Here is a 26,413-nt window from a genome sequence, read left to right as displayed (position 1 = left end):
TTCTCCACCCTGAGATTTTCACCTCTCTTAACCAAACTACAAATTAGTCCATTACACAACACCTTGAAAGGGCTAGTCCTAATAACGAACAAATAGAGATTAAAAATGCTTTTCTCCCGAATAATAAGTCGCCAGAGATGAGATTGTTTCAGTTTTAGAAATGCGTGAACGCACATACTCAAAAAAGCTGATTCCCAATTTACGAGGAGTGGCAAAAAGCTGACAAACTCAGACTGTGGTTTTTCTATGGCTTGCTAAGTGGGAGAATCTTTAGTAAAGCAATTCCAGAAATCATCTACAACGACTCTAAATAGCTCAAAAGATCCGCCATTTCTTGGGTGCTAGGCTGAAATTTTGGCATTGGCGGCGTTTCGCCACTGATCACCTGGTGAATCAATCCATATTGAGATTTATGCTTGGAAACAGCTTGCAAACTGGGCCCTACTCGCCCGTCTGCTTCCAAGCCGTGACAACCAGCACAGTTAATTTGAAAGATCGCGTGTCCTTGAACTGGGTTTCCTGTTAGAGATAGAACACTCTTAACATAAGGATCGGAGGCTTGAACCAACTGAATACCAAAAAAGCCCAAAGGGACTGATAGCAGTATGGCCAGCGTCAATAAAACGATGCGCTGAATCAAAATTTCAGGTTTGGTAAACTGGTTATCCAAAAGGTTTGCTGTGAAAATCTAGGTGTGCTCAAAAGTTTTCATTTCCTACACATAGCTTAAAAGTTCTTGATCGTGTCTGCAAGCACATAAGACTATTTTCTTGTGAGCAATCTCTCTCCAAAAAGTCTGTAGGGCGCAGGATTCATACCAAATTTGGTAAAATCAAAAACAGGCAACGAATATTTAATAATTACAAAGAGGAGATTTCCAGTGGTTGAACCCCTGCTATCAGGTATTGTCCTTGGTCTAGTTTTCGTCACCCTCGCCGGACTGTTTTACGCTGCCTATAAGCAATACAAGCGCCCCAATCAGTTGGGCGGTTGAGGAAATGCTGTTAGCAGAGGTAGCGGGACGTTTAGCCCGTGCTGAATAGGGGAGACAAGGGGGACGAGGAGGACAAAGAAGCAATTTTTCTCCCTTCTCTCCCTTGTCTTTCTCACTCCCTTGTCCTCTCATTGCACAATTCTGTAGAAAGTAAGTGATGTGTTGCCGTAAACTTTCTCGCGGCAAATTTCCCAAGCGGGAATCTCTGGGGGTATCCAACCTTGTGAGGCGTGTTCAACTGCGATTTCGCCACTAGGATCTAAAAGTTGATGGTGAGCGATCGCTTCTAATACTGGCTGGTACAATCCACTGGCATAAGGTGGATCGAAGTAAATTCTATCGAATTGCTTGCCTGATAAAGTCTTTAACTGCTGCGTAATATCTCCCCGCAATACCCGAAATTCTTGCTCGGCATTAGCTACCTGCTGCCAATTTTCTTGGATGGTGGCACAGGCTCGCCTGGATTGTTCAATTCCCACTGCTAGGTTGGCTCCTCTACACAAAGCCTCGGCGCCCATTGAACCAGTACCGGCGCACAAATCTAGCCAGCGACAACTTGCAATTTCTCCCTGCCAAATATTAAATACTGCCTCTCTTACCCGCGCACTGGTAGGTCTAGTTTCTTTTCCTGGTAAAGTTTTTAGCTGGCGATTACCGTAAATTCTCAGGCTCATTGGTTATTAGTCATTGGTCATTAGTTATTAGTCATTGGTCATTAGTTTTAGACAAAGGACAAAGGACAAAGAACAAATGACAAAAAGAGTATTAGGCAGGAATTTTTTCGCGGACTTGAGCAACAAAATTAGACAGAATTTGCAATCCGATATTAGAGGATTTTTCGGGGTGAAATTGAACTGCCATGAGGTTTTCGTGAGCGATAGCAGCTGTGACGGTTTGAGTACCGTGGGTGATGATTGCTGCCCTGATTAGCGGGTCTATTGGCTCAACATAGTAAGAATGAACAAAATACACCCAAGGATCGGACGGTAAATGCTCCCACAAAATGCTTTTTGCCTGAGTCATTTGCAGCTGATTCCAACCCATGTGAGGAATAGTGATGTCAGGTTCGGGACGAAACCGCCGCACTTTTCCTTTGATAATTCCTAGTCCTGGTTGGATACCTTCTGCACTTGATTCAAAGAGAATTTGCAATCCTAAACAAATTCCTAAGAAAGGTTTACCAGATGCGATCGCTTCTTTAATAGGTTGTTCCAAACCACGCGCTCGCAGGTGTTGCACTGCTGGATCAAATGCTCCTACTCCTGGTAGTACGATTGCATCTGCCTGCTCTAATTCCTTTGGAGAATAAGTAACATTAGGAGTTGCCCCAGCTTTTTCTAAGCCTTTACAGACTGAGTGCAAATTTCCCATCTCGTAGTCTACGACCGCAATAACTGGCATTCACCTGCTCCTTGTAAATTTATTATGGAGGGTTTTTCTATTCTAAATAATATTTGTTATGAAGAAAAGAATTCTATTAACTTCTTTTGACATTTGCCTAAAAGATCGACAGTCGAATTCTTCTGATGATTTATTACTTGAAGTTAGCAAACTCGATCTGATACCAGATTACTTAAGTTTTTTCCGCCAGTTACCCGTAGACATGCAACTGACAAGTACTCAGGTAATGAAAAAAATCAATGCAATTCAATCTGATTAAATTATCTGTTGTAGACACGCTACAATCCTTACACAATTAAGTGTGGAAGCAGTTGCTAGCTGGAAAAAATGGTTTTATAGACAGAAGTTGATTTAGAAAAATTAGTGGTGTGAGCAGTGGCAATTGACATTAGCCATGACTGCGGTAAATTTGTCTTTACTATTCAGTGTTGACTACTTAACCGAAAATCAACTCACGATCCGTTGTATTTTTGTTCGAGTACTGGTTCTCAATCAAGAAAATTTGATGGGGATTCTTGCAAATTTCGTATTAATTATTAACAAACTGGCACTTTCATCAAGTTGTTAATGTCTGTATGGTGAAAGAAATATCTAAGTATATGTTTCCATTGTTACTAATTTTTCCAATAGCTCAATCAACTCTTACCACACTACCACCTGAAGAAGTCGTGCAACCGCAAGAAGTACGTCCTTTACCAGGTCAATTGGATACAGTGCCAACTTTTAATAGCAATAGTCCAGAATTGGTTTTAAAAGAAGGAATTTTACTCTCCACTTTTCCACCAGATGGGAAAAAAGTGCCAACAGCACATCTGAATTTTCCCTTTCGCGGACGATTTGATATTTTTGCCCATCATGTTGCTAGGGCTGAACCACCAGAGAATTTGCAATCGCTCTATCTTGGGATAATTTTGCATAACCCTGGTTCTGAAGCAGTGAAGGTGAATATTTGGCAGGCGGCGAGTTATTTGAGTCAACCAGATGCACCATTTATTCAGTTACCATCTTTTAGCCAAAATCCTTTAGGGACAATTTTTGCTGGTCCAGGCGATCGCGTTATGTCTGATGTGCTGAGAGGACAGCGACAAGGGATTTTCCCAGCCCAAATTGAGATTCCAGCAAAGCAAAGTCGGATGTTACTAAATTTACCAATTCCTGTGCAGGGATTAACACCGCCTCTGAATGGTCGGTCTACATTGATCCGATTGCAAAGTAATGGCACTGTCTATGCAGCTAGCCTCGCGATGTTTGCAAGGGTAAATCCTGATGGCAGTGAGCGATCGCCTACTTTAGAAGAGTGGCAGAATTTACTAGATAATGGCGATCTGGCTGGGCCACGAGATAAAGCGCCCACTCCCCTAGAAGAAACTGCCAAGCCGATAATTTATGGGCGTGTTGCTGGAGTCGCTGGTGGTTCGCGATGGAGAGCCTTATTAGTGGATAATCCTAAAGCTAGGTATCTGACTATTCCCCAGCCTGGTCAAGTATTTTCTTACGCTTTGAGTACCCTGCATGGCGGAACATTGGGAACTGGTCAAATTCAAAGTGCGCCGATGCTGGTGCGCTATCCTGACACCGCATATCGCGCTCATGGCAACTATGGGATTCAATATAATCTCAAGTTACCGCTATACAACAATACTCAAAGTTCTCAAACTGTGAGTGTGTCCATACAAACACCACTTAAAGAGAATCAGTTAGTCAAACCAGGGTTACGCTTTCTGAGTACACCAGCCCGTGAAGTCTTTTTCCGAGGGACAGTGCGGGTACGTTATAAAGATGAGCAAAATCAGCCACAAACTGAGTTTGTGCATTTAGTGCAAAAGAGAGGTCAATCAGGAGAACCCTTAGTTTCATTAAATATGAAAGCTGGCGATCGCTCTTTAGTAGAAGTAGACTTTCTCTATCCGCCTGATGCCACACCACCACAAGTCTTAACAGTGTCAACCCAAGGGCAGAGTCGGTAATGAATCATAGGTAATTAGGTATAGCTTTTGTCCAATTACCTATTACCTATTAAACTTTTGTAAAAGGATAAAGCTGCCATAACTGTAAATATCCATGCTACTTCACGTTTAGCAGTGCGGAATGACTACTGGGAAACAAGTAGAAATAGCTATCCCAGAAATTTAATTGTAAAAAATGACTCTTGATGAGGCACTAAATATCCTTGAGGAGATTTTAGAGATAGAGCAGTTGAATAAGGTACAAAAAATTGTCTTTTGCCAGTCTTGGGAAGGGCAGTCTTACATGGAGATTGCCAATAGTTTTGACTATGACTATGGCTACATCAAAGATACTGGTTCGCAACTTTGGCAGATGCTCTCAGCTAATCTAGGACAGAAAGTGACAAAATTAAACTTTCAAAGTGTCCTCAAGTATTACGCTAAACATCAAAAATCTCAGTTCCCCAGTCAATCAGCTTCTCTCATACCAGAAGTTAAACCATTAGGGAGTTCGCCATCATCAGAATATTCTGCTTCTTTGATTGGAGAGCATGAAACTCGCTGGATCGGGCGTGAATTGTTAGTTGATGCTTTGACTCAGAAGATTCAGGGCAATTGCCGTGTTCTGATGCTAGTCGGGATTACAGGTATTGGTAAGTCATCCCTTGCGGTTCGACTGGGCTTAGAACCAGCAATGGCTCAAACCTGGCCGATACTTAAACTAATTCGCTTTGATGACAATTTGCACATATTTAAACAGTTTGCTCACCAACTCTTAGAGAAGCAAATGCCATCAGAGCCAGAGTTAGGACAGAATTCTCAAAAACTGGTCATTGACCTCGTTACGTATTTGCAAACCCACCCCTGTTTGCTCGTTCTCGATATGGTTGAGGAAATTCTCGAAATGGGCGCTCGTGGCGAGTTTCACTACAAAGATCCCTTATTTGCCAAGTTTTTCGATCTGTTTACGCAAGCAGAAACAATGCCATCCCGTCTGATTCTAACCTCTCAGGATCGACTCCCTGTGATGGTCGAGGGACGGTATTTAGAGCGATCGCACCTGGAATGGCTCAAAGGCTTAAATCCCGAAGAAGCCCTCGAACTTTTTGGGATTTGGGAGGTTCATCCTCAGACAGACTCCGAACATGAATATCTCCAGCGCATCATTAGCGTTTATGAAGGTCATCCTCTGGCCTTGCGGGTAATCGCTGGAGAAATTCGAGAAAGTCCATACAACTGCGACATCCAAGCCTACTGGCACGATTATGGGGAAGAGACGATCGCCATCGAACAACAAAAACAGGCTTCTGATTTACGTTCAACCGCAGATTCAGTAACTTTAGCCAATTACAGCGTCAGTTTAACGGATCTAGTTAAGTGCCGCGTCGAAAGGACATTTACCCGTCTGCACGTTTCATCTCCTTTAGCTTACGTTCTGCTTTGTATGGGAGCTACATATCGATGCTCTGTAGAACGAACGGCCTGGTTAATTTTAATTGCAGATTCTTCCAAAGAAGCGCAATTAATAGCATTTCAAACCTTACAACGCCGCTTTTTACTAGAAACAGATTATACTGTTGGTCGGGTTTTGTATCGACTCCACAGTTTGATTCGCAGCATCGCGCTCCAGCATCTTACCAATCCTGAGTCAAAGGCCGCCCGATGAACGTTTCAAATCGAGAGTTGCAACTGAAGACATTCACAGAGACCGAGATTCTGAACTGTTGCTTTACAGCGACAGGACAATTGGTTCTAGATAGCGCCAACGATCTTGACCGACAACCGACTCTTCATCAAAAAGCGCATTTCCGAGCAGCTATTTACTGGCTTAAGCATTATCAACCCGATCGCCAAGCCTCCCAACTAGAGCAAGTGCGAGGCTACCTAGAGGCTGCTTACCATTTAGCGCAGCTTGAAGCCTGGGATTTGATTTGTCAAATTTTATTCGTTCGTCTTGATAGCGATCGTAATTTGCCATTACATCAGCAGCTTGGCATTTGGGGATTATATCGAGAACAGATCGATTTGTGTCAACCTTTGTTAGGTAAAGCCAATCATGAATTAGACTGCCTTTGTCTGAATAATCTAGGCTATGCCTATACCCATCTGTGCCAGTATCAAACAGCAGTTAATCACTACCAGCGTTTATTACAACTAGCAACAGAGAATCAGAATACAGAAGCTCAAGCTAAAGCGTTGGGGGGTTTAGGGCTTTGCTATGGCAATTGGGGACAATATCAAACAGCTTGGAATTACTGTCAGCAGCAGTTGCAGGTATTGGAGCGAATTGATGAATCTCGCTCTAGCACTAAATCGGGGAATGCCATATCAGTAGAAAGTTTAGAATGGGAGCAAGATAGTTATGGTGAATGCCCGTCTACAGCAGTTGAGAGAGGCCAAACTTTTGCGACTCTGGGGTATCTAGAAATTCACCTGCGACGTTACCGAAAGGCCATTTATTATTGTCAGCAAGCATTAGCGATCGCTCATACCATCAACGATACCCAAACCCAATGGTATGCTCTAGGACGGCTTGCAGTCGCCAATGCTCAGTTAGGAAAACGTCAAAAAGCCTTGGATGCCTTACAGCAACAGTACCAGCAGCGACACCAAAACTACAATTGCCGTCAAGTTAGTGCCGTATTAGTGAATCTGGGCTTAGTCTACTGCTATCAGCGCAACTTTCAAGCCGCCATCAACTGCGGACAAGAACTTTTAGAAATTAATCAACAGAATGGTGATATCAGCGCTCAGTGTTATGCCTTACTAACCCTATCTTTTATTCATATTTGGCAAGATGAAGTTCAACTGGCGATGGAAAAAACTCGTCAGTGTCTGAGTCTTGCCCGTCAATTTAACTATCCACACCACGAATCTCAGTCGTTATCACAATTTTCTTATCTCCATAGCGCAATGGGAGAGATTCCTCAAGCCAAAGATTATGGAGAACAGGCTTTAGCGATCGCTCAAAACGTTAACAATTCTTTATTTAAAGGTATTGCATTTGCTGTTTTGGGATTGGCTTACCTCGAAGCGGGTAAGTTTGTCCATAGTCTGCGTTTTATCGTTGCTAGTTTTATCACTCTCCCTCCTTGGCGCGGTGGAGATAGCAAGTTATTGTTAGCTTTAATTCTCAAAAGATTTTTCAAATATTTGTCAAAACTGAGCTTTATTCATTTGAACAAATTCGTCGAGTAATTTGTTCGCTAAGGCAGTCTAAAAGTATCTACCAGAGCTGAAAAGCTAGTGCAGCACGGCAGAAATAACTATCCAGTTGAATTTAAAAAGCTTACTGTATAAGCTTTCTTGACTCCTGCCTTCTTGCACTAGTATTTTTGCTATAGCCGAGTACTAATACTACGTGTGTATGGTGAAGTTCTCTATATATTTACTAACCTCTTTGAAAACCCTTTGCTGGCTTTTGTTGCCCCTTACCCTTGGGCTTAAATTTGCTAACTTCTCCTAAAGCTTCCTGAAATAAGTTATGCAAATGTATGGGTACACTAGCAATATCTGGTAACTCTGGCTCAATAGGTTTGTGGAATTCTTGCAAAAGCGTATCCAAGTTACTTTCAAGGCGAAACTCTGGACGTTGCAAAAATGTTTGCAACACATTTTCTAATTGAGTTGGATATTGTTGCGCTAATCGATGCCAAACAAAGGCATTAATACTTTTATCTTCGAGATAGTAGCGAATTAGTTTTTCCGCCCCTTGAATACTTTGCCAGTCATCTGCCGATAAGATTGCTTGTATCTTACTATATGTTGGTAAAAACATTTGTCCCCAACGGGGATGAGAAAGGGCTGTTACCTGTTCAGCTTTCTTGAGTTCAGCAGGCAAATCAACCTTTGGCATCACCATTTTGCTATTGCCGCCTTTGCTGTTCAACATCTGAGAGACTACGTTAGAATCAGCACCAAATTCTTGTGCTGCTGCTTTGATTTCCTCGTCTCCAATGCCAGCTGCTTCTGCCACTTCTGCTAAAGATTTTGAAGGATCAATTCCTGCGGCTGCAAGGGTTTTTTCTGTAATTACTTCTTGAAATTCCGCTATCTTTTTATTTAAATGGTATCCAGATAGAGTGATTTCATCAGAGCCAAAAAAGTCCACAAACTGTTGATGATATTTTTCTACTGACTGCCAAGCTTCTTCTAGCAAGTCTGGAGCATCGCTGTAAAGATTACTTTTATAGTTTTCTTTGAAATTGCCAATTGCTACAGCCAGTTTTGGTTTACCTAATTTACCCATTATTGTGTAGGGGCCAGACAACATCCAGTAGCTATCGGTGACAGGAGAAATGCGAGTTAGTAAAATTTCTCCTATTTTCAACCGAGATATTGCCTGTAATGTTTGAGTATTGTTTGGCTTGACAATGTAGCGTTTATCCGTCAGCCAGTTAGTCAATTCAAAGCCATCAGGTAGGATATTACTAATGGCAAATAAGCCAATAAAACTATGATGCCAGCTTTCGATCAGGTTGCGATCGCTCTCTTCTAAATCTGGATGGCTTTCAATAAACAACTCTAATGGTGATTTGTCACCGACTTTTCCGCCTGTCAGAAAGCTATCGATGATTAAGTCCTGCTGTGTACTATCGCCACTTCCACGGCGCGACTGTTCTGCTGCATAAGTTTCCAGTGCTTTTGCCAGTTCACCTTCAGCATCAAAGACAAAATCTACTAAGGCTTGTTTTAATTGGTGCGATCGTTCTAATATGACATCCACAAGTTAATCTCTCGGTGCGACAGATGTAGATTATAGCCTTTGAGAGAATTACAGCATCTAGCAATAGCTAGATTTATGGTGGCGTGTACTTAGCATATTTAGCTGTCAAACTTCTCTTAAACTAGATACAAAGCATTACACAAGGTTATTACAGATGGTCGCAATTCCAAATTCTAGTTATATTTCCCCAGAAGACTACCTCAAAGAAGAAGAAACTAGTCCTATCAAGCATGAATATAGACAGGGAGAGGTTTATGCAATGGCAGGAGCAAATACTCATGTAATTATTAGCGGGAATCTCTTTGCTATGCTGAGAAATCATTTGCGTGGGAGTGGTTGTCAGACTTATATCTCAGACACCAAAGCACATATTGAGTCCATTAATATCTATTACTACCCCGATGTGATGGTAAGTTGTGACCAACGAGATAAAGCTTTTAATAACTTTCTGCGTTATCCCAGCTTAATTGTAGAAGTACTATCTCCAACAACAGAAGCCTTTGACCGAGGCGATAAATTTGCTGACTACCGACAGATAGAGTCACTTCAGGAATATGTACTTGTGAGCCAAACTCGCTTAAATGTTGAGTGTTTTCGCCGCAACTCAGAGAGACAATGGGTACTTTATCCCTATGGAAAAGAAGATATCATTCATCTGGCAAGTGTAGATTTTCGGTGTGCTGTTGCAGATTTATATGAGGATGTTACTTTTGAATCACCCTAATTGATAGACTACTAAATTAAAAGTCAATACAGTTCAATTAAGCATTTCTTCTTTTTCTTTTCTTCCTTTGCGTTCTTCTCTACGAAACGCTACGCGAATGCGCCCTTTGCGGTAGCCTCGGCAAGCTGAAGGGTCTACGTTAAAAAATTTGACTTTGATAAAGAGTTAGGTACTAACCCAAGCGTATTGGATTAAATTAAAAGTAAGAAACTAGAATCTTGAAGGTTAAAAATGTGTTTTTATAAAGCAAAATAAAAAGGCAAAAGAAGATTTTCTTTTGCCTTTTCAGTTTTTACCTTTTAATCGAGACGCGAGATTTCAAGCCTTTATTCTTCGTCGAAATCATCATCATCGTCTTCTTCTTCTTCCTCGAAATCGTCCTCGTCTACTACTTCATCGGCGATTAATTCATCTTCTTCATCTAGAATTGACCTTTCTGCACGTCTGCTACCAAAACCAGATTCACCAAGAGTCGGAGAATCTAAATTATAGGTGCGGGCTGTACGGTCATCTAAGACCATATCCAGGGGATCGTCAACTTCATCTAAGACACTACTGCTAATTTCAGTAGCATAATCTTCGATCGCACCAGGTTCTTCATAGGTATTGTACCCAGTACCCGCCGGAATCAATCGCCCGATAATCACGTTTTCCTTTAACCCACGCAGCCAGTCAGATTTGCCTTCGATAGCTGCTTCGGTAAGTACCCGTGTTGTCTCTTGGAATGATGCGGCGGAGATAAAGCTGTCGGTGTTCAACGATGCTTTGGTGATACCCAACAATACTGGGGTATACTGTGCCCTCGCACCGCCTGTAATTGCCATAGCTTCGTTCACCTGCTCAACTTGGCGCAGTTCCACCAATTCGCCGGGAAGCATGGTAGTGTCGCCACCATCATCAATCCTGACTTTGTTGGTCATTTGGCGAACAATCACTTCAATGTGCTTATCGGAAATATCAATCCCTTGAGATTGGTACACCATTTGCACTTCGTTCACCAAGAATGTCTGTACCTTCTGCAAAGCAATGCTCGCACAAGCATAGATTCCGTCTTCAGAACCAAGGCTAAAGAAGATTTCTAAAATTTCGTGGGGATTGGATGGGCCATCAGTCAACGGTTGTCCCGCTACTACCATTGAGCCATCTGGAACAATCAAATTTTGTCCAGGGCCCAGAGGATAATCTGTCACCACGCCATTTGATTCTACGACCTTAATAGCGATCGCTTCATCACCACTTTCAGCGTAAACTACCTTAACTTCTCCGCTCCGCCGACATAAAATGCAGGCTTCTTTCGGTTTACGAGCTTCAAGTAGTTCCTCAATCCGGGGCAAACCTTGAATGATATCTCCGGTTTTGGCGCGTTCAAACACCAGCAACACCAAGTTATCACCCCGTTGTACCAAATCGCCGTCTTCTATCTGCAACACAGCACCAGGGCTGACTCGATAAGGACGACCGATACGGGTAGTAACAACGTAGTTTTTAGTACTCAGAGATGATTCCCCACCAGATGCAGCAGCAGCATTTTTAATATCTACTACCTGTCCTGATTCTGGAGCAAAAACTCCAGGAGCAACTTCTGTTCCTTCTACTAGCAAGTCACCCACTTTCACTTTGGGCTGAGTACTAGTATTAATAGTGAGCCTGTCAGCGTCACGCAACACTAAACAGCGACGCACGTTTTCGGTTCCTTTGCGGACACCTCGCACTTCCCCGCCTTCTTTACACAAGATTTGGGTACGTGCGACTACAGATCCAGGGGCGATGGTTAACCCATCGTGTACCTCAAGTGTCGTCTGGGTGCTACCTTGGGTGGCATCGGCGGTAATGTCTCGACGAATTACCAAGGATTCCAAAATTACCAGTTGTAAACGTTGAACTTCTGGATCTTCAGTATCCTCTACTAATTCAATATCTGCTGCCAGGGGTGAAGCATTATGGTCTTGTTCGCCTTCTTGCTCAATTTCCAGTACTAGCTGGGTTCGCAGTAGTTCTACACCTTCAACAGATTTGACACGTTCTGAATCTTTGTAAGGTAGTCTTTGTACCGCTCTTAATTGAATCGATCGTCCGGTTTGTTGACTTACCGATGTAGTGGATGGCACATCTGGGTTATCAGGTACAGCAAACTCGACTACTGGACGACTCAACAGGGCAGGGCCTTCTGGTGTCTCCACATACTGGATATAACGCAATTCCGTGGCGACATTACCTTGGAATTCCTCACCTGGTTGGATGAAGGTGTTATCTCGCCCGATGACTGATTCTGGATCGTCAACCATCAGCAGTTCCCCTGGCTTCACCACCACTTCCCGCAGGATGTCGTTTTTCTGGGTCACTTCTACCACACCACTATTTTGGCAGAAGATATCTTTCACGACTTCGGTGCCAGCTTCTACAAACTGACCGTCTTCCACCAACAGCAAGGAGATATCTTTATTAACTTCGTGGCTTTCTTCAGGAATCCACAACAGTGTACCGCCCTGAACGACTTCATAACCCAGCTTGGCTTTGCCTTTTTTCTGGACTTCGACACCTGCAAATTTCAGGAATCCACCAGTGGTTGTGCGATAGCGGTCATCAATTAACTCAGCGACTACTTGACCATTTTGCACTTTTGTGCCTGGTGTAGCTCGGAGGTTAAATACCTGGTTGTTGCCAGTAGATACTAAGTAGTTATTACGACCTTGAGAACTTTGAACTGTCACCGTTGCTTGGTCTAAGACCACAGAAGCAGTGATAATCTCAATTTCCCTAGTACTCTTACCTGGGGTAGCTTCTGGCAAGCGCACCACACCGCCGTGTAAACTGGCTAATTTGGTTTCTGCTAAAACTCCATTAGCAGCGATCGCATCACCATTTTTCACTATCAATTCGGCCCCTGGAGGCAAGTTGTAAACTTCCCCAGACAGAATCCAAATCAAACCACCACGTGCGGCTGTGGTTGTGGTATTACCTTGACGGTCAGTTTTTTGTTCTGGAACTACTTCGGCAAATTGCACTTCCCCAGCTAAGTCAGAGGCAACATCTTTAACTGCTTTTTCTGTATTAGTCCGAGTTGTCCGTCCACCAAGGGCGACCTCTGCCAACAACTGCCCTTGTTTTACCTTATTTCCATCAAATACATATAGTGTTGAACCTTGGGTAAGATGAACCTCTTGGTTCTCTGGAGTAACATCACCTACTTTTGTTGGTTCCAAAAGCATGATGCCATTAGCCTCAACATAAAGGGCATCTTCCCCGTGGCGAGTCCGATATGTTCTAGTCTTCAGTTTGCGTGGAAGCTTGACAGTCCCATCGATTTTAGAACGAACTTGTTGCGCCACTTCCCCAGTAAACACCCCACCAGTGTGGAATGTCCGCATCGTTAGCTGAGTACCAGGTTCCCCGATACTTTGAGCAGCAATGATCCCCACAGCTTCGCCTAAGTCTACCATCTTGGCGTGGGCCAAACTCCAGCCGTAGCAGTGTTGACAGACAGAACGTGCGGCTTCACAAGTTAGTGGCGATCGCACCACAACTTCTCCCACCCCAGATTTTTCAATTTTCTTGGCCAAGTCTTCAGGAATTGGCGAATTGCGGGCTGCAATCAATTCTTTAGTTACCGGATGCACCACATCTTCGCCAATTACCCGTCCCATCAACCGGGTTCCCAAAGGAATCAAGGTTTTAGCACCTTCTGTCATTGGTCGAATGGCAAGACCTCTAGTGGTTCCGCAGTCAAATTCCCGAATAATTACATCTTGGGAAACGTCCACCAACCGACGGGTGAGATAACCAGAGTCAGCCGTCCGCAAGGCAGTATCCACCAATCCCTTTCTGGCACCGTAAGACGAAATAATGTATTCCGTCACAGTTAGCCCTTCACGGAAGTTGGTTTTGATCGGTAAATCGATAATTTCCCCTTGAGGATCTGCCATCAATCCCCGCATCCCCACCAACTGCCGAACTTGTGAGATGTTACCCCGTGCCCCGGAGAATGCCATCATGTATACAGAGTTCAGGGGATTAGTCTTCTTGAAGTGAACGACTACTTCATCTTTCAAGGCTTCACTAGTACCATTCCAAGTATCGATTACCTTTTGGAAGCGTTCTACTTCAGTGATTTCTCCCCGTTGATAACGGGTTTCAGTAGCGCGAATTTCTTCCTCGGCTGCTTCTAAGAGCAATCGCTTAGTTGGTGGTATCATCAAGTCATCTACACTGATGGAAACCCCTGCTTTGGTAGCATAGCGAAATCCCAAATCTTTCAATTTGTCCGCCATCACTGCGGTTCGCGCTGTACCATAATTCGTAAAAGCCCAAGAAATTAAATTTCTCAGTTGACCTTTGTCAACCACGCGATTGCGAAAAATCATTTTTTCGTTAGTCATTAATCATTAGTCCTGAGTCATTGGGTATTGGGCATTGGGCATTGGGCATTGGGCATTGGTAATTGTTTCCTATGCGCTATGCCCCATGCCCTATTCCCTAACTTGCTAGTGCTTCCTGAATGGCATTGTTGTAAATAACGCGCCCAGGAGTTGTATAAATATACTGAGAAAGTACATTGCCTTTAGCATCTTGTCTGACTCGGCGGAACTTATACATTAATGTCCGAGTCCCATCCTCGTTTTCCGTCACTTTCACAGGTTCCGTATCCGGTTGGTCTGATTCTATGTCACCGTCAAACCGCACGTAAATATAGGCGTGTAAGTCAATTTGATCTTGCTGGAAAGCCATAATTACATCTTCCAGCGAAGAAAAGTAATTTCCTGCGCCTTTTGTTGCACCGGGATTTTCTGCTGTTAAGTAATAGGCTCCCAATACCATATCTTGGCTAGGCGTGATAATTGGTTTACCCGTGGCTGGTGACAAAATATTGTTAGAAGCCAACATCAACAACCGCGCTTCAGCCTGACTTTCTAACGACAGAGGTACGTGTACCGCCATTTGATCCCCGTCAAAGTCGGCGTTAAATGCCGGACACACCAGAGGATGCAGTTGAATTGCTCTACCTTCTACTAAAATCGGTTCAAAAGACTGAATACCCAAGCGGTGCAATGTTGGTGCCCGATTTAGCATTACAGGGTGTCCTTCAATCACCTCTTCCAGCACATCCCAAACACTGGGGTCATTACGTGATATCAGCTTTTTCGCAGCTTTGATATTGTTTACCATGCCGCTACGAATCAGGCGGTTAATCACAAATGGTTGAAATAGCTCAATTGCCATTTCTCTAGGCAAACCGCACTGGTGAATTTTCAGTTTTGGCCCGACCACAATAACCGAACGTCCAGAGTAGTCAACCCGTTTACCTAACAAGTTTTGTCGGAAACGTCCTTGCTTACCTTCAATAATGTCGGACAAAGATTTCAGTGGTCGGTTATTTGCCCCTACCACAGTGCGTCCCCGACGACCATTGTCAATCAAAGCATCTACTGCTTCTTGCAGCATCCGCTTTTCGTTCCGCACAATAATCTCTGGTGCCAAAATTTCTTGCAAGCGTGCCAAACGATTGTTACGGTTAATTACCCGCCGATACAAATCATTCAAATCGCTGGTAGCAAACCGTCCGCCATCTAGTTGCACCATTGGGCGCAAGTCGGGGGGAATAACGGGAATAACTGCCATTACCATCCACTCTGGTTTGGAACCAGTAGCGATGAAGTTGTCAATTACCCGCAGTCGCTTAATTAGCTTGGCTCTCTTTTGCCCCTTGGCGTTACCAATTTCTTCGCGTAGGCTTTCGGCTTCTTGTTCCAAATTGATATCGGCAAGCAAACGCAACAGCGCTTCAGCACCAATACCTACCTCTACGCCTTGCAGCACAGAATCTTCGCTATAAATTTGGTCTTCTATTTCCAACCACTGGTCTTCACTCAGTAGCTGTTTGTAAGTTAAAGTTTCGGCATTACCTGCACTCAGGACAACATAAGAGTTGAAATAGACAATCTGCTCGACATCCCGCAAAGGCATATCCAACAGGATGGAAATATAGCTAGGAATGCCTTTGAGATACCAAACGTGAGCTACTGGTGCGGCGAGTTTAATATAGCCCATGCGGTGACGACGCACCCGTGACTCGGTGACTTCCACGCCACAGCGCTCACAAACAATACCTCTATGACGGACTCTTTTATACTTACCACAATGGCATTCCCAATCTTTCGCGGGGCCAAAGATGCGCTCACAAAATAAGCCATCCATCTCTGGCTTGAGAGTTCGGTAGTTAATTGTCTCTGGCTTGGTAACTTCACCGACTACTTGACCATTAGGCAATGTTCTTTCGCCCCACTGCCGAATGCGTTCGGGGGAAGCCAAGCCGATTTTTACGTAGTCAAACTGATTAGTTTGGGCAGGTCTCATACTTAAGTGCTGAGTTTCGAGTTATGAGTTTTGAGTATATTTAGTTTTAAGGTTTGAATTAAGAGATATCCAAGTGCTAAATGCCAATTACTGAGTTTTTTAATACTCAGCACTCAGCACTCAGCACTCAGCACTCCTTATTCGTCATCATCCAGCGATTCGCGGGAAAGAGATTCGTAAGTTGGTCGGGGAGGTGTGCGACGGGCTGATTGGTCTGCCATCAAATCGACTTCCACATCTAGGGAACTGCCATCTGCTTGGGTTTCTACCTTGTGTACGGCAATGTCTAACCCCAATGATTGCAACTCGCGCATTAGCACCTTAAAGGATTCTGGAGTTCCAGGTCGAGGAATTGCCTTACCTTTAACGATCGCATTTAACGCTTCATTTCGTCCTTGCATATCGTCAGATTTAACTGTGAGCAATTCCTGTAAGGTGTAAGCTGCACCAAAGGCTTCCAATGCCCACACTTCCATTTCTCCAAACCGTTGACCACCTTGTTGTGCTTTACCACCCAAGGGTTGCTGAGTCACCAGCGAGTATGGGCCTGTAGAACGGGCGTGGATCTTATCATCCACCAAATGCACCAGTTTCAGCATATAAGCTACACCGATGGTAATTGCTCGGTCAAAGGGTTCGCCTGTACGACCGTCATACACCATGATTTTGCCTGGGTTATCTGGGTTATATACCCAGTCTTTCCCTGTTTCGTCCCGTGCTTCTTGCAATTTGCCATGCACGATTCGGCGGGATGTCTCTTCCCCATACATTTCATCAAAGGGAGTAATCTTAAATCGTACTCCCAAGGTCTGACCAGCCCAACCCAAGAGGCATTCAAATACTTGTCCAACGTTCATCCGACTGGGTACGCCCAAGGGGTTGAGTACAATGTCCACTGGTGAACCATCGGGCAAATAAGGCATATCTTCCGCCGGTAATATCCGAGAAATAATCCCTTTGTTACCGTGGCGTCCTGCCATTTTGTCGCCAACTTGGATTTTACGTTTTTGGGCAACATACACCCGGACTACCATGTTTGCTCCTGGTGGTAGTTCATCGCCTTGTTCGCGAGTAAACAAGCGCACATCAACTACGCGACCTTTTTCACCGTTGGGGACTCGTAGGGAATTGTCCCGCACATCCCGCGCTTTTTCACCGAAAATCGCCCGCAACAGTTTTTCTTCTGGTGGTTGGTCAGATTCACCCTTGGGCGTGACTTTTCCTACCAAGATATCACCAGCTTCTACCCACGCCCCAATGCGAATGATTCCCTGTTCATCCAACTGACGCAAGGCATCTTCCCCAACGTTGGGAATTTCTCTGGTAATTTCTTCTGGCCCTAGTTTGGTTTGTCTAGCTTCAATTTCATATTTTTCAATGTGAATTGAGGTGTACACATCATCCTGCACCAATCTTTCAGAGATTAAAATTGCGTCCTCGTAGTTGTAGCCTTCCCAAGGCATGTAGGCTACAACGATATTTTGTCCTAGCGCCAATTCACCGCCTTCAGTGGAGGAGCCATCAGCCAATACTTGACCAGCAACAACCTTTTCGCCAATGCGGACGAGAGGTTTCTGATTTAAACAGGTGTCTTGGTTGGAACGTTGATATTTGGAAAGGGTGTACTTAATTTCTGCGGTATTAGCTTTAGGACGGACGCGAATTTCTTTAGCATCCACATAAGTGACATCGCCATCGGTACGCGATACAACCACCATCCCGGAGTCTCTTGCTCCTTGCGCTTCCAAACCAGTACCCACCAAAGGACGTTCTGGCTTAAGCAGGGGTACTGCTTGCCGTTGCATGTTCGATCCCATCAGCGCCCGGTTAGCGTCATCATGCTCCAAGAAGGGAATCATGCTGGTTGCTACCGATACAATCTGTACGGGGGATACTGCTACGTAGTCCACCTGTTCTGGTGTTGTGGTGGAAAATTCTTGCCGATAGCGCACTGGCACCAGAGGCCCAATAATGTGTCCGGTTTCATCTACAGGAATATCTCCCGGAGCTACCCGTAGGTCGTCTTCTTCATCGGCTGTCATGTAGGCGGGAGGTATATCAAACCTAACCTGCCCATTTTCTACAGGTCTAAATGGTGTTTCGAGGAACCCGTACAGGTTAACCCGCGCATGGGTTGCTAAGGAGCCAATCAATCCGGCGTTGGGGCCTTCTGGTGTCTCAATGGGGCAAATACGTCCATAGTGACTAGGGTGAATATCCCGTACAGCAAACCCAGCGCGTTCGCGGGTTAAACCACCAGGGCCAAGGGCACTTAGACGGCGTTTGTGCGTCAGTTCTGCGAGAGGATTGGTTTGATCCATGAACTGACTTAATTGGCTCGAACCAAAGAATTCTTTGATTGCTGCTACCAATGGTTTGGGGTTCACCAAGGAAGCGGGGGTTAGCACTTCAGCATCGGATACTGTCATCCGTTCCCGAATAATTCTCTCTAAACGGTTTAAGCCTACCCGCACTTGGTTTTGCAGCAATTCACCAACGCTTCTCACTCGGCGGTTGCCCAAGTGATCGATGTCATCGATGTTACCGATGTCATATTCTAGGTTAATTAGGTAATCTACGGCTGCCAAGATATCGCCAGCAGTCAATACCCGCATCGTGTCTGGGACAGAAAGGCGCAATTTCTTGTTGAGTTTATACCGTCCAACGCGACCAAGGTCATAACGTTTCGGGTCAAAGAATCTAGAATCTAGGAGTTGCTGTCCACCTAATACTGTGGGTGGTTCACCAGGACGCAGTTTCCGATATAACTCCATCAGGGCTTCTTCTTCAGAAAACTGCCCTTCTTTTTCGATGGTTTTTTGGAAATATTCGGGGTGGCGTAAAGCGTCAAAGATTTCGTTGTCTGATAACCCTAAAGCCTTTAGTAGTACCTGCGCGGAGAGTTTCCGGGTTTTGTCGATACGTACCCACACCAAATCGTTACGGTCTGTTTCAAATTTCAGCCATGCTCCCCGGTTGGGAATTAAGCTAGCTGAATAAGTACGCCGCCCGTTTTTGTCGATTTCTGATTTGTAATAAACCCCAGGCGATCGCACTATTTGGTTGACAATTACTCGCTCGGCCCCGTTAATAATAAACGTGCCGCGATCGGTCATCAAAGGCAAATCACCAATGAATACCTCTTGCTCTTTGATTTCCCCGGTTTCTTTATTAATCAACCGTGTGGGAACATACATTTGGACGGCATAAGTGCTGTCACGCCGTTTCGCTTCTTCGACGCTGTACTTTGGCTCCTTGAGTTTGTAGTTATGACCCAAAAAGTGCAATTCTAATTTGCCCGTATAATCTGTAATAGGACTAAAGGAGTTCAGTTCTTCTATCAGCCCTTCTTCCAAAAACCAGCGAAAGCTTGCTCGCTGGATTTCAATCAAGTCGGGCAACAGAAAGGCGGGTTCCATATATGTTTCTTTAGTCATGCCTCTTCCTTTGTCAACCTGGTAAAATTTTCCCTTGGACACTGATGTTTGAAGCTTCCCACTGCTAGTCAGTATCCTTAGTTGTTTGGGAACTTCTGACACACTTGCTATTTACAGGTGTGGGCAAACGCAGCGATTAAAGCTGGAACGATCGATTTGGACAAGGGGGTAATTCCCCGAATCGGGTACTCAGACAGCAGAAACCCACTATAGTCTTGATTTAAGAAGAATATACAGTTGAGATATTCCTGAGTTTTATCTACGTTCTTCATTTCCCCTCCAAAAAGCGCGTTAATTCGCTGACGCAGCTCTAGACGGTGTGTTTTAAATCCACCCGACTATTTAGATTCTCAGTGATATCTTTAGATATCCTAAGCCTGAGGGAACGATCCGTACCTTGTCGGTTTTGAATCAGAATCACTTCATTTTGCTGGATTATACTCACAAGCCAATTTCGTTTAAGGATTTTGTATAGGTTAAATACACAGAAGTTGATTGTGTGCAAAAGTTTAGCTCAACCTGTTTTGGCACGGTTAGTCATGTGTGGAGAGCATCCGCTTGTAGAGATTTGGAGGATGGCCAAGCCGATAAGATCGCGGAAAATTAGGCTTAGAAATTTTTTGTTCCTTCCTTTATCATTATGGCGCAAGCAAAATGTTTTTGAGGGAATAATATTACCATATTTTCCCTTCCTAGAGTTTTATTTTTTTTAGCACAACCGAATAAAAGAGATTAAAGCCTACTTTATATTGACAGACCGAATAGTTCACAGGCATTCTGGGTGGTTTGATGGGCGATCGTTTCTACTGTTTCTTGACGCAGTTTAGCTACTTGCTCGGCTACATAAAGTACGTAGGCAGGCTCGTTCCGCCTCTCACCCCGTTTCGGAACTGGGGCGAGAAATGGGCAGTCTGTTTCAATTAGTAGGCGATCGCTACTCACCATCGCAGCTGAGGATTGGATCGCTTTGGCGTTTTTGAACGTTACCGTCCCGCTAAAGCTGATGTAGAAGCCTAGATCGAGAAACCATTGAGTTTCTTCTGGCGTTCCTCCCCAGCAATGCATGACACCCCGCACTCTTTCTCCCTTTAGTTCGCGCCATTTTTGCAACACTTTTCTGGTTGCTTCAGCAGCATCGCGGCAGTGGATAATTACTGGTAAGTTGAGAACAGAAGCGATCGCTAACTGTGACTCAAATACCATCAGCTGATGCTCATAGTTATCAGCTTTGTAAAAATCCAGTCCCATTTCTCCAATTGCGACTACATTCGAGTCAGAACTAGCTAAAGTTTTGATTTTCTCGCCTGTTTCGCTATTCCATTTATCAGCATCTAGAGGGTGTAATCCCACAGCAAAGCTGATTTCGGGAAACTCGTGCGCTAGAGATTGAATGCTGGCAAACTCCTCTGGGTGAACACAGGAATGTACTAAACGTACTACTCCTGCTTCTTGCCACCGCGATCGCACTGTTGCTAAATCTGGCTGAAAACTATCAAAGTTAAGGTGAACGTGCGTATCTACCAGTTGCATTCTTTGTTCTTTGTCGTTAGTCATAAAATTGTTAGTTAGCTCCGATAGCGCGATCGCAACTAAGGACAAATGACCATCTAGGTGAATCTTTCTCCTGTGCTAATCGCTACGCGATCGACAAAACAGCAAGAGTTAAAGCACCCCACCACTTGATTTCAATTGGCAAAACCAGTTTCTAATGGAGCAGCCCTGCTGTAGTTCGGTTAAAACGAATAGAGCAAGGGTGTGGAAACTCTCTAGACTACACTAGCTTTACATGAGCAACTGGTTTTGCCAATTACTACAACTTTAAGAAAGGTCCTAACTCAGTGGTTAACTAAGTTAGAAGAGCGCACTGCCTTACCAATGACTATTGAGCGGCTGTTTGAGTTAAGGGCTTTAGTTTATGAGCCAATCTTGACTTTTTCCTTGCCCCATTGTTGGCGTGAAGGACACCCCGTTTGACTGCTTTATCGATTTTGCCGTAAGCTTCGGATAAGCGAGCCTCTGCTTCTTGTTGTAATTCTGGGCTAGGATTAGCTGCATAGACAGCTACAGCATTAGTGTATTTCTTCATCAGCGTCTTAACTGCTGATTTGTAAGCTTTATTACGCAGTCGGTTACGTTCTGCGATTTGGGCACGCTTGAGAGCAGACTTTGTATTCGCCACAGTCAATTCCAAAAATACTATTAATATGTACACACACTACTAGACTTACTAATATAGCATCCAAATTGCCAATGTTATAATTTCCTAAAAAAATTCTGCGATTGGACAATAGTTTTTCTTCTCTTACTTCCTTCTGTCGTCAATTTAGGAAATGCGTTAAAATAGAGCGAATCCAATACAACCGTTACCCTAACTCATCAACTACCTGATAAAGCGGTGTGACTGCCAATGTAATCTATCCTGAATTTAGGATGTATTGTCAGAGGCAAAAAACTGTAAACAGCTAAATTTCAGGGTTTTCAAAGTATAGAAGCGATATAGTATCGTGTCTGTACACACATTAACTACTGAGAAGTTAGGAAAATAAGTAAAAATTATACTCAGACCCTACCCCCTGTAAATCTAGGGGATTGGATGTGCAAACACACCACCTGCACCCCGAAAGGAGTGAGGGAAAGGGCGTAAGGGAAGTAGGAAATTGGCACACCCACTTCCTGCTGCTAGCCTGCTAAGGGTTGTCGGACTGAGGAATTAAGTTGCCTTGTCAAGGAAACCATCTGTTGGCAGTCTTGAGAGTATCAAAAAAATCCAGGTTAAGCTAGAGAAGAGAATTAGAGTCAGCTTGCACACCCCAGTGGGTCAAGAGCAATACTAAATCTCAGGTGTGAATATTATAATTATTGGCATTGTCCTTACTCCATGCTGCGAATCATCACTCAGCAGGCAGACGTTAGAGCAGAACTGCAACGGATCTGCGATCGCACCCATGACGAACAGGTGCTTCACAAAGAAGCAACGGTACGCGAAGTTTTGCAAGCAGTAAAGCGCCAAGGCGACAAAGCTGTATTGCATTACACAGCCGAATTTGACAAACAAACCCTGAAAGCAGAAGAACTTCGAGTTACAGGCTCGGAACTAGATGCAGCCTATCAGCAGGTGTCAAAAGAGTTGTTGGGCGCACTTCGGCTAGCTTGTCGCCAAATTGAAGCGTTTCATCGTCAGCGAGTCCCAAAAAGCTGGGTACACTTTGGCGACGATGAAGTAGTGCTAGGCAAACGCTACACCCCCGTCGATCGAGCGGGGTTGTATGTGCCTGGTGGCCGTGCAGCCTATCCCAGTACAGTGCTGATGAATGCAATTCCGGCTCGTGTTGCTGCTGTACCCCATATAGTGATGGTGACACCACCAGGCCCAGGGGGTGCAATTAACCCAGCAGTCTTGGTAGCTGCCCAAGAAGCAGGAGTACAAGAAATTTATCGGATTGGGGGCGCACAAGCGATCGCTGCTTTAGCTTATGGCACAGAAACGATTCCGAAAGTGAACGTCATTACTGGGCCTGGTAACATTTATGTCACCCTAGCGAAAAAACTTGTCTATGGAACCGTTGGCATTGATTCTTTGGCAGGCCCCAGCGAAGTGCTGGTGATTGCTGATGAAAGTGCTAATCCGGTGCATGTAGCTGCTGACTTGCTAGCCCAAGCCGAACACGATCCAATGGCGGCAGCAATTTTGTTGACGACAGATGCGGCTTTGGCGAAAAACGTGCAATTAGCCTTGGAAAGACAGCTAGTGGATCACCCACGGCGAATAGACACAGAAAAAGCGATCGCTCATTATGGGTTGATTGTCCTTGTGGAATCCCTCGAAGCAGCAGCAGAACTCTCAAATGAATTTGCTCCCGAACACCTGGAATTAGAAGTCAAAGACCCTTGGGCACTATTACCACAGATTCGCCACGCTGGGGCAATCTTTTTGGGTTACTCCACACCAGAAGCTGTGGGAGACTATTTGGCAGGGCCTAATCACACCTTGCCAACTTCTGGCGCTGCCCGCTATGCCTCGGCGTTAGGGGTTGAAACCTTCCTGAAACACTCCAGTATTATTCAATACTCCCAAACAGCGCTGCAAAATGTAGCTGGGGCTATTGATGTGCTAGCAACGGCAGAAGGCTTACCTTCTCATGCCGATTCAGTCCGCCGCCGAGTTCAGCAAGAAGAGTGATTTGGAATGGTTAAGTTTTTACTAATACTATTGACAAAAGTCACTCTATCAGTAGCGAGTCAAAGTTTGGATGGCGATGTCTGAGGACAAGTCGCTACCCTGCTTAAGCCTTTTGGCGGGCATCTACAAATTAGGCATTGCCCGCCTAATCCACTGGCTTATTAAGGAAAGAGTTATCTGTGTAATAAGCTAGCAAGCACGCCCTAATGTCAAAGTTGGTGAAACCGATTTATGGCATAGCCTCCAATACATAAACTAAATAATCAGATGGGAAAAAATTTAGTGTAACTGCCAACAAGTTTTACTCCAGTTTTACTACATACTTATTTAAAGGGTCTACTCTTATAGGAGACGAGAGCGGTGCTAAAGAATATTTTGGTAGCTCTAGATGGTTCGGAAATTGGAGAACGAGTAATTCAGAGTTTAGATAATTTGGCGTTGTCAAAAGATACCAAGATTATTCTCTGTCATGTATTTCCCACGCCAGAGTCAGAGATGGAAGTACCCGCAGATCGTCCTCAACCAGAGTCCCCAACATTTTCTTATTTTCAGCTTGAAAAACAGTTGCAATCCTATCAGGAAAAATTATCAGTCACAAGTGAGTTAGAATTGGTAACTGGCGATCCTGCCGAAGAAATCATTCGTCTTGCCAATATTTACAAAGCTGACTTAATCCTAATTGGTAGTCGGGGGTTGATTGGGATGAAGCGAATTGTCCAGCGTTCTGTTAGCAGTCAAGTTGTAGAAGAAGCGAATTGTTCGGTGTTGGTGGTAAAGCCGAATTAAAATCAGGTAAAAGCAAATCAGACGAGCGTGCTGTGACTATAACCCCAGTAGTTACTAAACGACTTACCTCTGAATTTCAATTTTTCGTTTACCATCGTGCGAATTGTCAGGTGACTCAAAACCAAAAATACTATCAAGTATCCAGAAGATTTATCTGTGCTGGTAAATATTATGGTCAGTATTATTTCTGGTTCTGGAACTGGAGACTGGGGACGCAAAGAATAACCAATGCCCCATGCCCCAATTCTCATTCCCTTCATCTCCAGTTAATTCAACGTCCTTGAGTTGCCAGAAATTGACGCAAGCTCAACAAACTCAAAGTTTGACCCAAATTCAAGGGCAAAAGTGAAACTCCTTCCAAGCGGGATTGTACCCAACCTTCTCCCCAGTACCATTCGTGAAACCCGTCAATACCTCCACTGAGTAGCAAACGGAGACAGTTGGATTTTACAACCTCTACTTGATGATGAATCGAGACTGGCCCAGTCCAGGTTGTAAACTGAAATCCAGGAAGCAGTTCTTCTGGCATTCCTGGTGCAAAGCGTTGCCCTAAGAGCCATTTTTCTAGTTGTACCGGATGCAGCAGACTGTCACGAATTGCATCTGTTGGCGCTTCAATTTCGATCCGCAGTTGGCTTTGTTGAAAATTACCCAGCATTTTTCTAAGATTGCCTAAAAGTGAGACATCGCTATTTCTAATATTGCAAATAGTTTTTGTGATTAGTCATTAGTCCTTTGTCCTTTGCAAATAACCAATGACCAATGACAGCCGTTTATTTGCTTAACACTCCACTACGTTACTTTTCTTGCAGCAGAGAACTTAGAATATAAAAAGTGAACTTGTTAAGAAATGTAAGGTTATTCATGGCGGATCAGTTAATTCGTGCAACAGCAGCCGAAGGTGGAATTCGTGCCGTAGGTGCGATCGCCACACGTTTAACAGAAGAAGCACGGCAGCGCCACAAACTTTCTTATGTGGCAACGGCAGCACTGGGACGGACTATGGTGGCGGGCTTGTTGATGGCTTCGAGTATGAAGCGACCTGGGTCAAGGGTTAATGTCCGGGTAAAAGGCGATGGGCCTTTGGGCGGCATATTGGTAGATGCAGGCTTAGATGGTACGGTACGCGGGTATGTGGGGAATCCATCTGTAGAATTGCCTCCCAATGCCAAAGGCAAACTAGATGTTGGTGGTGCAGTGGGTGGTGGCTACCTCTACGTTGTGCGGGATGTTGGTTATGGTTATCCTTACTCCAGTACGGTGGAACTAGTTTCTGGCGAAATTGGCGATGATGTGGCTCATTATCTGGTGAATTCCGAACAAACACCTTCAGCTTTAGTTTTAGGTGTGTTTGTGGGAGCAGGCGGAGTAACTGCGGCTGGAGGATTACTAATACAAGTGTTACCAAAAGCTGCCAGAGATGAAGCCCTAGTAGAAACCTTGGAATCACGGGTCGCTAGTCTGGCAGGATTTACGCCATTGTTGCAAGCTGGGAAGAATTTGACTGAAATCTTTACCGACCTCTTGGGCGATATGGGACTGCAAATCTTTCCCGAACGGCAAATGCTGCGCTTCCACTGTGGTTGTTCTTTCGATCGCGTTTTGGGGGCACTCAAAATTTTGGGAGAGGCTGAACTGCAAGATATGATTGTTAAAGATGATGGTGCTGAAGCAACTTGCGACTTTTGTGGCAATGTTTACCAGGCAAGTAGCGAGCAGTTAGCTCAACTAATTGCTGATTTGCAAGCTGAATCTACTGTTTCAGGATAAAGTATAAAATAGCACTGTTTTTTGAGATTGATAATGCTACTCTGTGGAGAGAGATAATCAAAAAAGTAGCTTTTTAATCATGAGAAAGTTACTATGTC

The 26,413-nt window shown here is 44.3% G+C and carries 21 protein-coding genes; 9 read left to right on the top strand and 12 right to left on the bottom strand.

The annotated features are described in order from the left end of the window. Positions 1-295: 295 nt before the first annotated feature. Complete coding sequence (locus tag CDG77_RS16825; protein WP_094330493.1) at positions 296-670, bottom strand: c-type cytochrome; 375 nt, start codon at positions 668-670, stop codon at positions 296-298. 210 nt (positions 671-880) lie between these two features. Here CDG77_RS16825 and petG point away from each other — a divergent pair, with 210 nt between their 5' ends. Next, positions 881-994, top strand: coding sequence for a cytochrome b6-f complex subunit V (petG, locus tag CDG77_RS16820; protein WP_063721252.1), 114 nt, complete (start codon positions 881-883; stop codon positions 992-994). A gap of 128 nt (positions 995-1,122) precedes the next feature. Here the strand turns inward: petG and rsmD are convergent, their stop codons facing one another. Beyond that, positions 1,123-1,668: a 16S rRNA (guanine(966)-N(2))-methyltransferase RsmD gene (gene rsmD / locus CDG77_RS16815; protein WP_094330492.1), complete on the bottom strand. Its 546-nt coding sequence runs from the start codon at positions 1,666-1,668 to the stop codon at positions 1,123-1,125. A 91-nt stretch (positions 1,669-1,759) separates the two neighbouring features. Then, positions 1,760-2,395, bottom strand: coding sequence for an imidazole glycerol phosphate synthase subunit HisH (gene hisH / locus CDG77_RS16810; RefSeq protein ID WP_094330491.1), 636 nt, complete (start codon positions 2,393-2,395; stop codon positions 1,760-1,762). Positions 2,396-2,453: 58 nt separating this feature from the next. Here hisH and CDG77_RS38860 point away from each other — a divergent pair, with 58 nt between their 5' ends. The 4 genes from CDG77_RS38860 (at position 2,454) to CDG77_RS16790 (ending at position 7,539) form a co-directional block, all read left to right on the top strand. Then, entirely contained in the window at positions 2,454-2,654 is a 201-nt protein-coding gene (locus tag CDG77_RS38860) for a hypothetical protein (protein WP_317615920.1), read from the top strand. A gap of 340 nt (positions 2,655-2,994) precedes the next feature. Beyond that, a complete protein-coding gene (locus CDG77_RS16800; RefSeq protein ID WP_094330490.1) occupies positions 2,995-4,362 on the top strand; it encodes a DUF3370 domain-containing protein in 1,368 nt (455 codons plus the stop codon). A gap of 175 nt (positions 4,363-4,537) precedes the next feature. Beyond that, complete coding sequence (locus CDG77_RS16795) at positions 4,538-6,007, top strand: ATP-binding protein (RefSeq protein WP_094330489.1); 1,470 nt, start codon at positions 4,538-4,540, stop codon at positions 6,005-6,007. Next, complete coding sequence (locus tag CDG77_RS16790) at positions 6,004-7,539, top strand: tetratricopeptide repeat protein (protein ID WP_094330488.1); 1,536 nt, start codon at positions 6,004-6,006, stop codon at positions 7,537-7,539. Before CDG77_RS16795 ends, CDG77_RS16790 begins: the two co-directional genes overlap by 4 nt. A gap of 193 nt (positions 7,540-7,732) precedes the next feature. On the opposite strand, the gene CDG77_RS16785 is transcribed toward CDG77_RS16790, so the two are convergent. Beyond that, positions 7,733-9,067 (bottom strand): hypothetical protein, encoded by a 1,335-nt coding sequence (locus tag CDG77_RS16785; protein ID WP_094330487.1) that lies wholly within the window; start codon positions 9,065-9,067, stop codon positions 7,733-7,735. A gap of 154 nt (positions 9,068-9,221) precedes the next feature. Between CDG77_RS16785 and CDG77_RS16780 the strand changes: the two genes are divergently transcribed. After that, positions 9,222-9,791, top strand: coding sequence for a Uma2 family endonuclease (locus CDG77_RS16780; RefSeq protein WP_094330486.1), 570 nt, complete (start codon positions 9,222-9,224; stop codon positions 9,789-9,791). A gap of 326 nt (positions 9,792-10,117) precedes the next feature. Here the strand turns inward: CDG77_RS16780 and CDG77_RS16775 are convergent, their stop codons facing one another. The 6 genes from CDG77_RS16775 to rpsT all read right to left on the bottom strand — a co-directional run bounded on the left by CDG77_RS16775 (position 10,118) and on the right by rpsT (position 21,758). Then, complete coding sequence (locus CDG77_RS16775; RefSeq protein ID WP_094330485.1) at positions 10,118-14,167, bottom strand: DNA-directed RNA polymerase subunit beta''; 4,050 nt, start codon at positions 14,165-14,167, stop codon at positions 10,118-10,120. A gap of 97 nt (positions 14,168-14,264) precedes the next feature. Continuing rightward, positions 14,265-16,142, bottom strand: a complete 1,878-nt coding sequence (locus CDG77_RS16770) for a DNA-directed RNA polymerase subunit gamma (RefSeq protein ID WP_094330484.1) — start codon at positions 16,140-16,142, stop codon at positions 14,265-14,267. Between the two features lie 137 nt (positions 16,143-16,279). Next, positions 16,280-19,579 (bottom strand): DNA-directed RNA polymerase subunit beta, encoded by a 3,300-nt coding sequence (gene rpoB, locus CDG77_RS16765; RefSeq protein WP_094330483.1) that lies wholly within the window; start codon positions 19,577-19,579, stop codon positions 16,280-16,282. Positions 19,580-19,686: 107 nt separating this feature from the next. Beyond that, positions 19,687-19,851: a hypothetical protein gene (locus CDG77_RS36565; RefSeq protein ID WP_181154474.1), complete on the bottom strand. Its 165-nt coding sequence runs from the start codon at positions 19,849-19,851 to the stop codon at positions 19,687-19,689. A 472-nt stretch (positions 19,852-20,323) separates the two neighbouring features. Further along, positions 20,324-21,109 carry a TatD family hydrolase gene (locus tag CDG77_RS16760; protein ID WP_094330495.1) on the bottom strand — a complete coding sequence of 262 codons (786 nt, stop codon included), beginning with the start codon at positions 21,107-21,109 and terminating at the stop codon, positions 20,324-20,326. A 349-nt stretch (positions 21,110-21,458) separates the two neighbouring features. Continuing rightward, on the bottom strand, positions 21,459-21,758 hold the full coding sequence (rpsT, locus tag CDG77_RS16755) for a 30S ribosomal protein S20 (protein ID WP_094330494.1): 300 nt from the start codon (positions 21,756-21,758) through the stop codon (positions 21,459-21,461). Between the two features lie 699 nt (positions 21,759-22,457). Here rpsT and hisD point away from each other — a divergent pair. Together hisD and CDG77_RS16745 are read left to right on the top strand one after the other, a co-directional pair. Then, the gene (gene hisD, locus CDG77_RS16750) at positions 22,458-23,759 is read left to right on the top strand and encodes a histidinol dehydrogenase (RefSeq protein ID WP_094330482.1); all 1,302 of its coding nucleotides are present in this window, start codon (positions 22,458-22,460) and stop codon (positions 23,757-23,759) included. Between the two features lie 360 nt (positions 23,760-24,119). Next, positions 24,120-24,545, top strand: coding sequence for a universal stress protein (locus CDG77_RS16745; protein ID WP_094330481.1), 426 nt, complete (start codon positions 24,120-24,122; stop codon positions 24,543-24,545). 17 nt (positions 24,546-24,562) lie between these two features. Here the strand turns inward: CDG77_RS16745 and CDG77_RS16740 are convergent, their stop codons facing one another. Both CDG77_RS16740 and CDG77_RS16735 read right to left on the bottom strand, forming a co-directional pair. Continuing rightward, positions 24,563-24,796 (bottom strand): hypothetical protein, encoded by a 234-nt coding sequence (locus CDG77_RS16740; RefSeq protein WP_094330480.1) that lies wholly within the window; start codon positions 24,794-24,796, stop codon positions 24,563-24,565. Positions 24,797-24,816: 20 nt separating this feature from the next. Next, positions 24,817-25,203 carry a hypothetical protein gene (locus tag CDG77_RS16735; protein WP_094330479.1) on the bottom strand — a complete coding sequence of 129 codons (387 nt, stop codon included), beginning with the start codon at positions 25,201-25,203 and terminating at the stop codon, positions 24,817-24,819. 206 nt (positions 25,204-25,409) lie between these two features. On the opposite strand from CDG77_RS16735, the gene hslO reads away from it, so the two are divergent. Continuing rightward, the gene (hslO, locus tag CDG77_RS16730; protein WP_094330478.1) at positions 25,410-26,315 is read left to right on the top strand and encodes an Hsp33 family molecular chaperone HslO; all 906 of its coding nucleotides are present in this window, start codon (positions 25,410-25,412) and stop codon (positions 26,313-26,315) included. Positions 26,316-26,413 lie beyond the last annotated feature (98 nt).

The sequence above is a fragment of the Nostoc sp. 'Peltigera membranacea cyanobiont' 213 genome (assembly GCF_002245975.1).
Lineage (GTDB): Bacteria > Cyanobacteriota > Cyanobacteriia > Cyanobacteriales > Nostocaceae > Nostoc.
Note: the sequence above shows the minus strand (reverse complement) of the source record. Positions and strands in the feature narration are given on the sequence as shown.

Coding starts and splice junctions, on each gene's coding strand:
- rsmD (WP_094330492.1), bottom strand. CDS start 1,668: ATGAGCCTGAGAATTTACGGTAATCGCCAGCTAAAAACTTTACCAGGA.
- hisH (WP_094330491.1), bottom strand. CDS start 2,395: ATGCCAGTTATTGCGGTCGTAGACTACGAGATGGGAAATTTGCACTCA.
- CDG77_RS38860 (WP_317615920.1), top strand. CDS start 2,454: ATGAAGAAAAGAATTCTATTAACTTCTTTTGACATTTGCCTAAAAGAT.
- CDG77_RS16800 (WP_094330490.1), top strand. CDS start 2,995: ATGTTTCCATTGTTACTAATTTTTCCAATAGCTCAATCAACTCTTACC.
- CDG77_RS16795 (WP_094330489.1), top strand. CDS start 4,538: ATGACTCTTGATGAGGCACTAAATATCCTTGAGGAGATTTTAGAGATA.
- CDG77_RS16790 (WP_094330488.1), top strand. CDS start 6,004: ATGAACGTTTCAAATCGAGAGTTGCAACTGAAGACATTCACAGAGACC.
- CDG77_RS16780 (WP_094330486.1), top strand. CDS start 9,222: ATGGTCGCAATTCCAAATTCTAGTTATATTTCCCCAGAAGACTACCTC.
- CDG77_RS16775 (WP_094330485.1), bottom strand. CDS start 14,167: ATGACTAACGAAAAAATGATTTTTCGCAATCGCGTGGTTGACAAAGGT.
- CDG77_RS16770 (WP_094330484.1), bottom strand. CDS start 16,142: ATGAGACCTGCCCAAACTAATCAGTTTGACTACGTAAAAATCGGCTTG.
- rpoB (WP_094330483.1), bottom strand. CDS start 19,579: ATGACTAAAGAAACATATATGGAACCCGCCTTTCTGTTGCCCGACTTG.
- CDG77_RS36565 (WP_181154474.1), bottom strand. CDS start 19,851: ATGAAGAACGTAGATAAAACTCAGGAATATCTCAACTGTATATTCTTC.
- CDG77_RS16760 (WP_094330495.1), bottom strand. CDS start 21,109: ATGCAACTGGTAGATACGCACGTTCACCTTAACTTTGATAGTTTTCAG.
- hisD (WP_094330482.1), top strand. CDS start 22,458: ATGCTGCGAATCATCACTCAGCAGGCAGACGTTAGAGCAGAACTGCAA.
- CDG77_RS16740 (WP_094330480.1), bottom strand. CDS start 24,796: ATGAGAATTGGGGCATGGGGCATTGGTTATTCTTTGCGTCCCCAGTCT.
- CDG77_RS16735 (WP_094330479.1), bottom strand. CDS start 25,203: ATGCTGGGTAATTTTCAACAAAGCCAACTGCGGATCGAAATTGAAGCG.
- hslO (WP_094330478.1), top strand. CDS start 25,410: ATGGCGGATCAGTTAATTCGTGCAACAGCAGCCGAAGGTGGAATTCGT.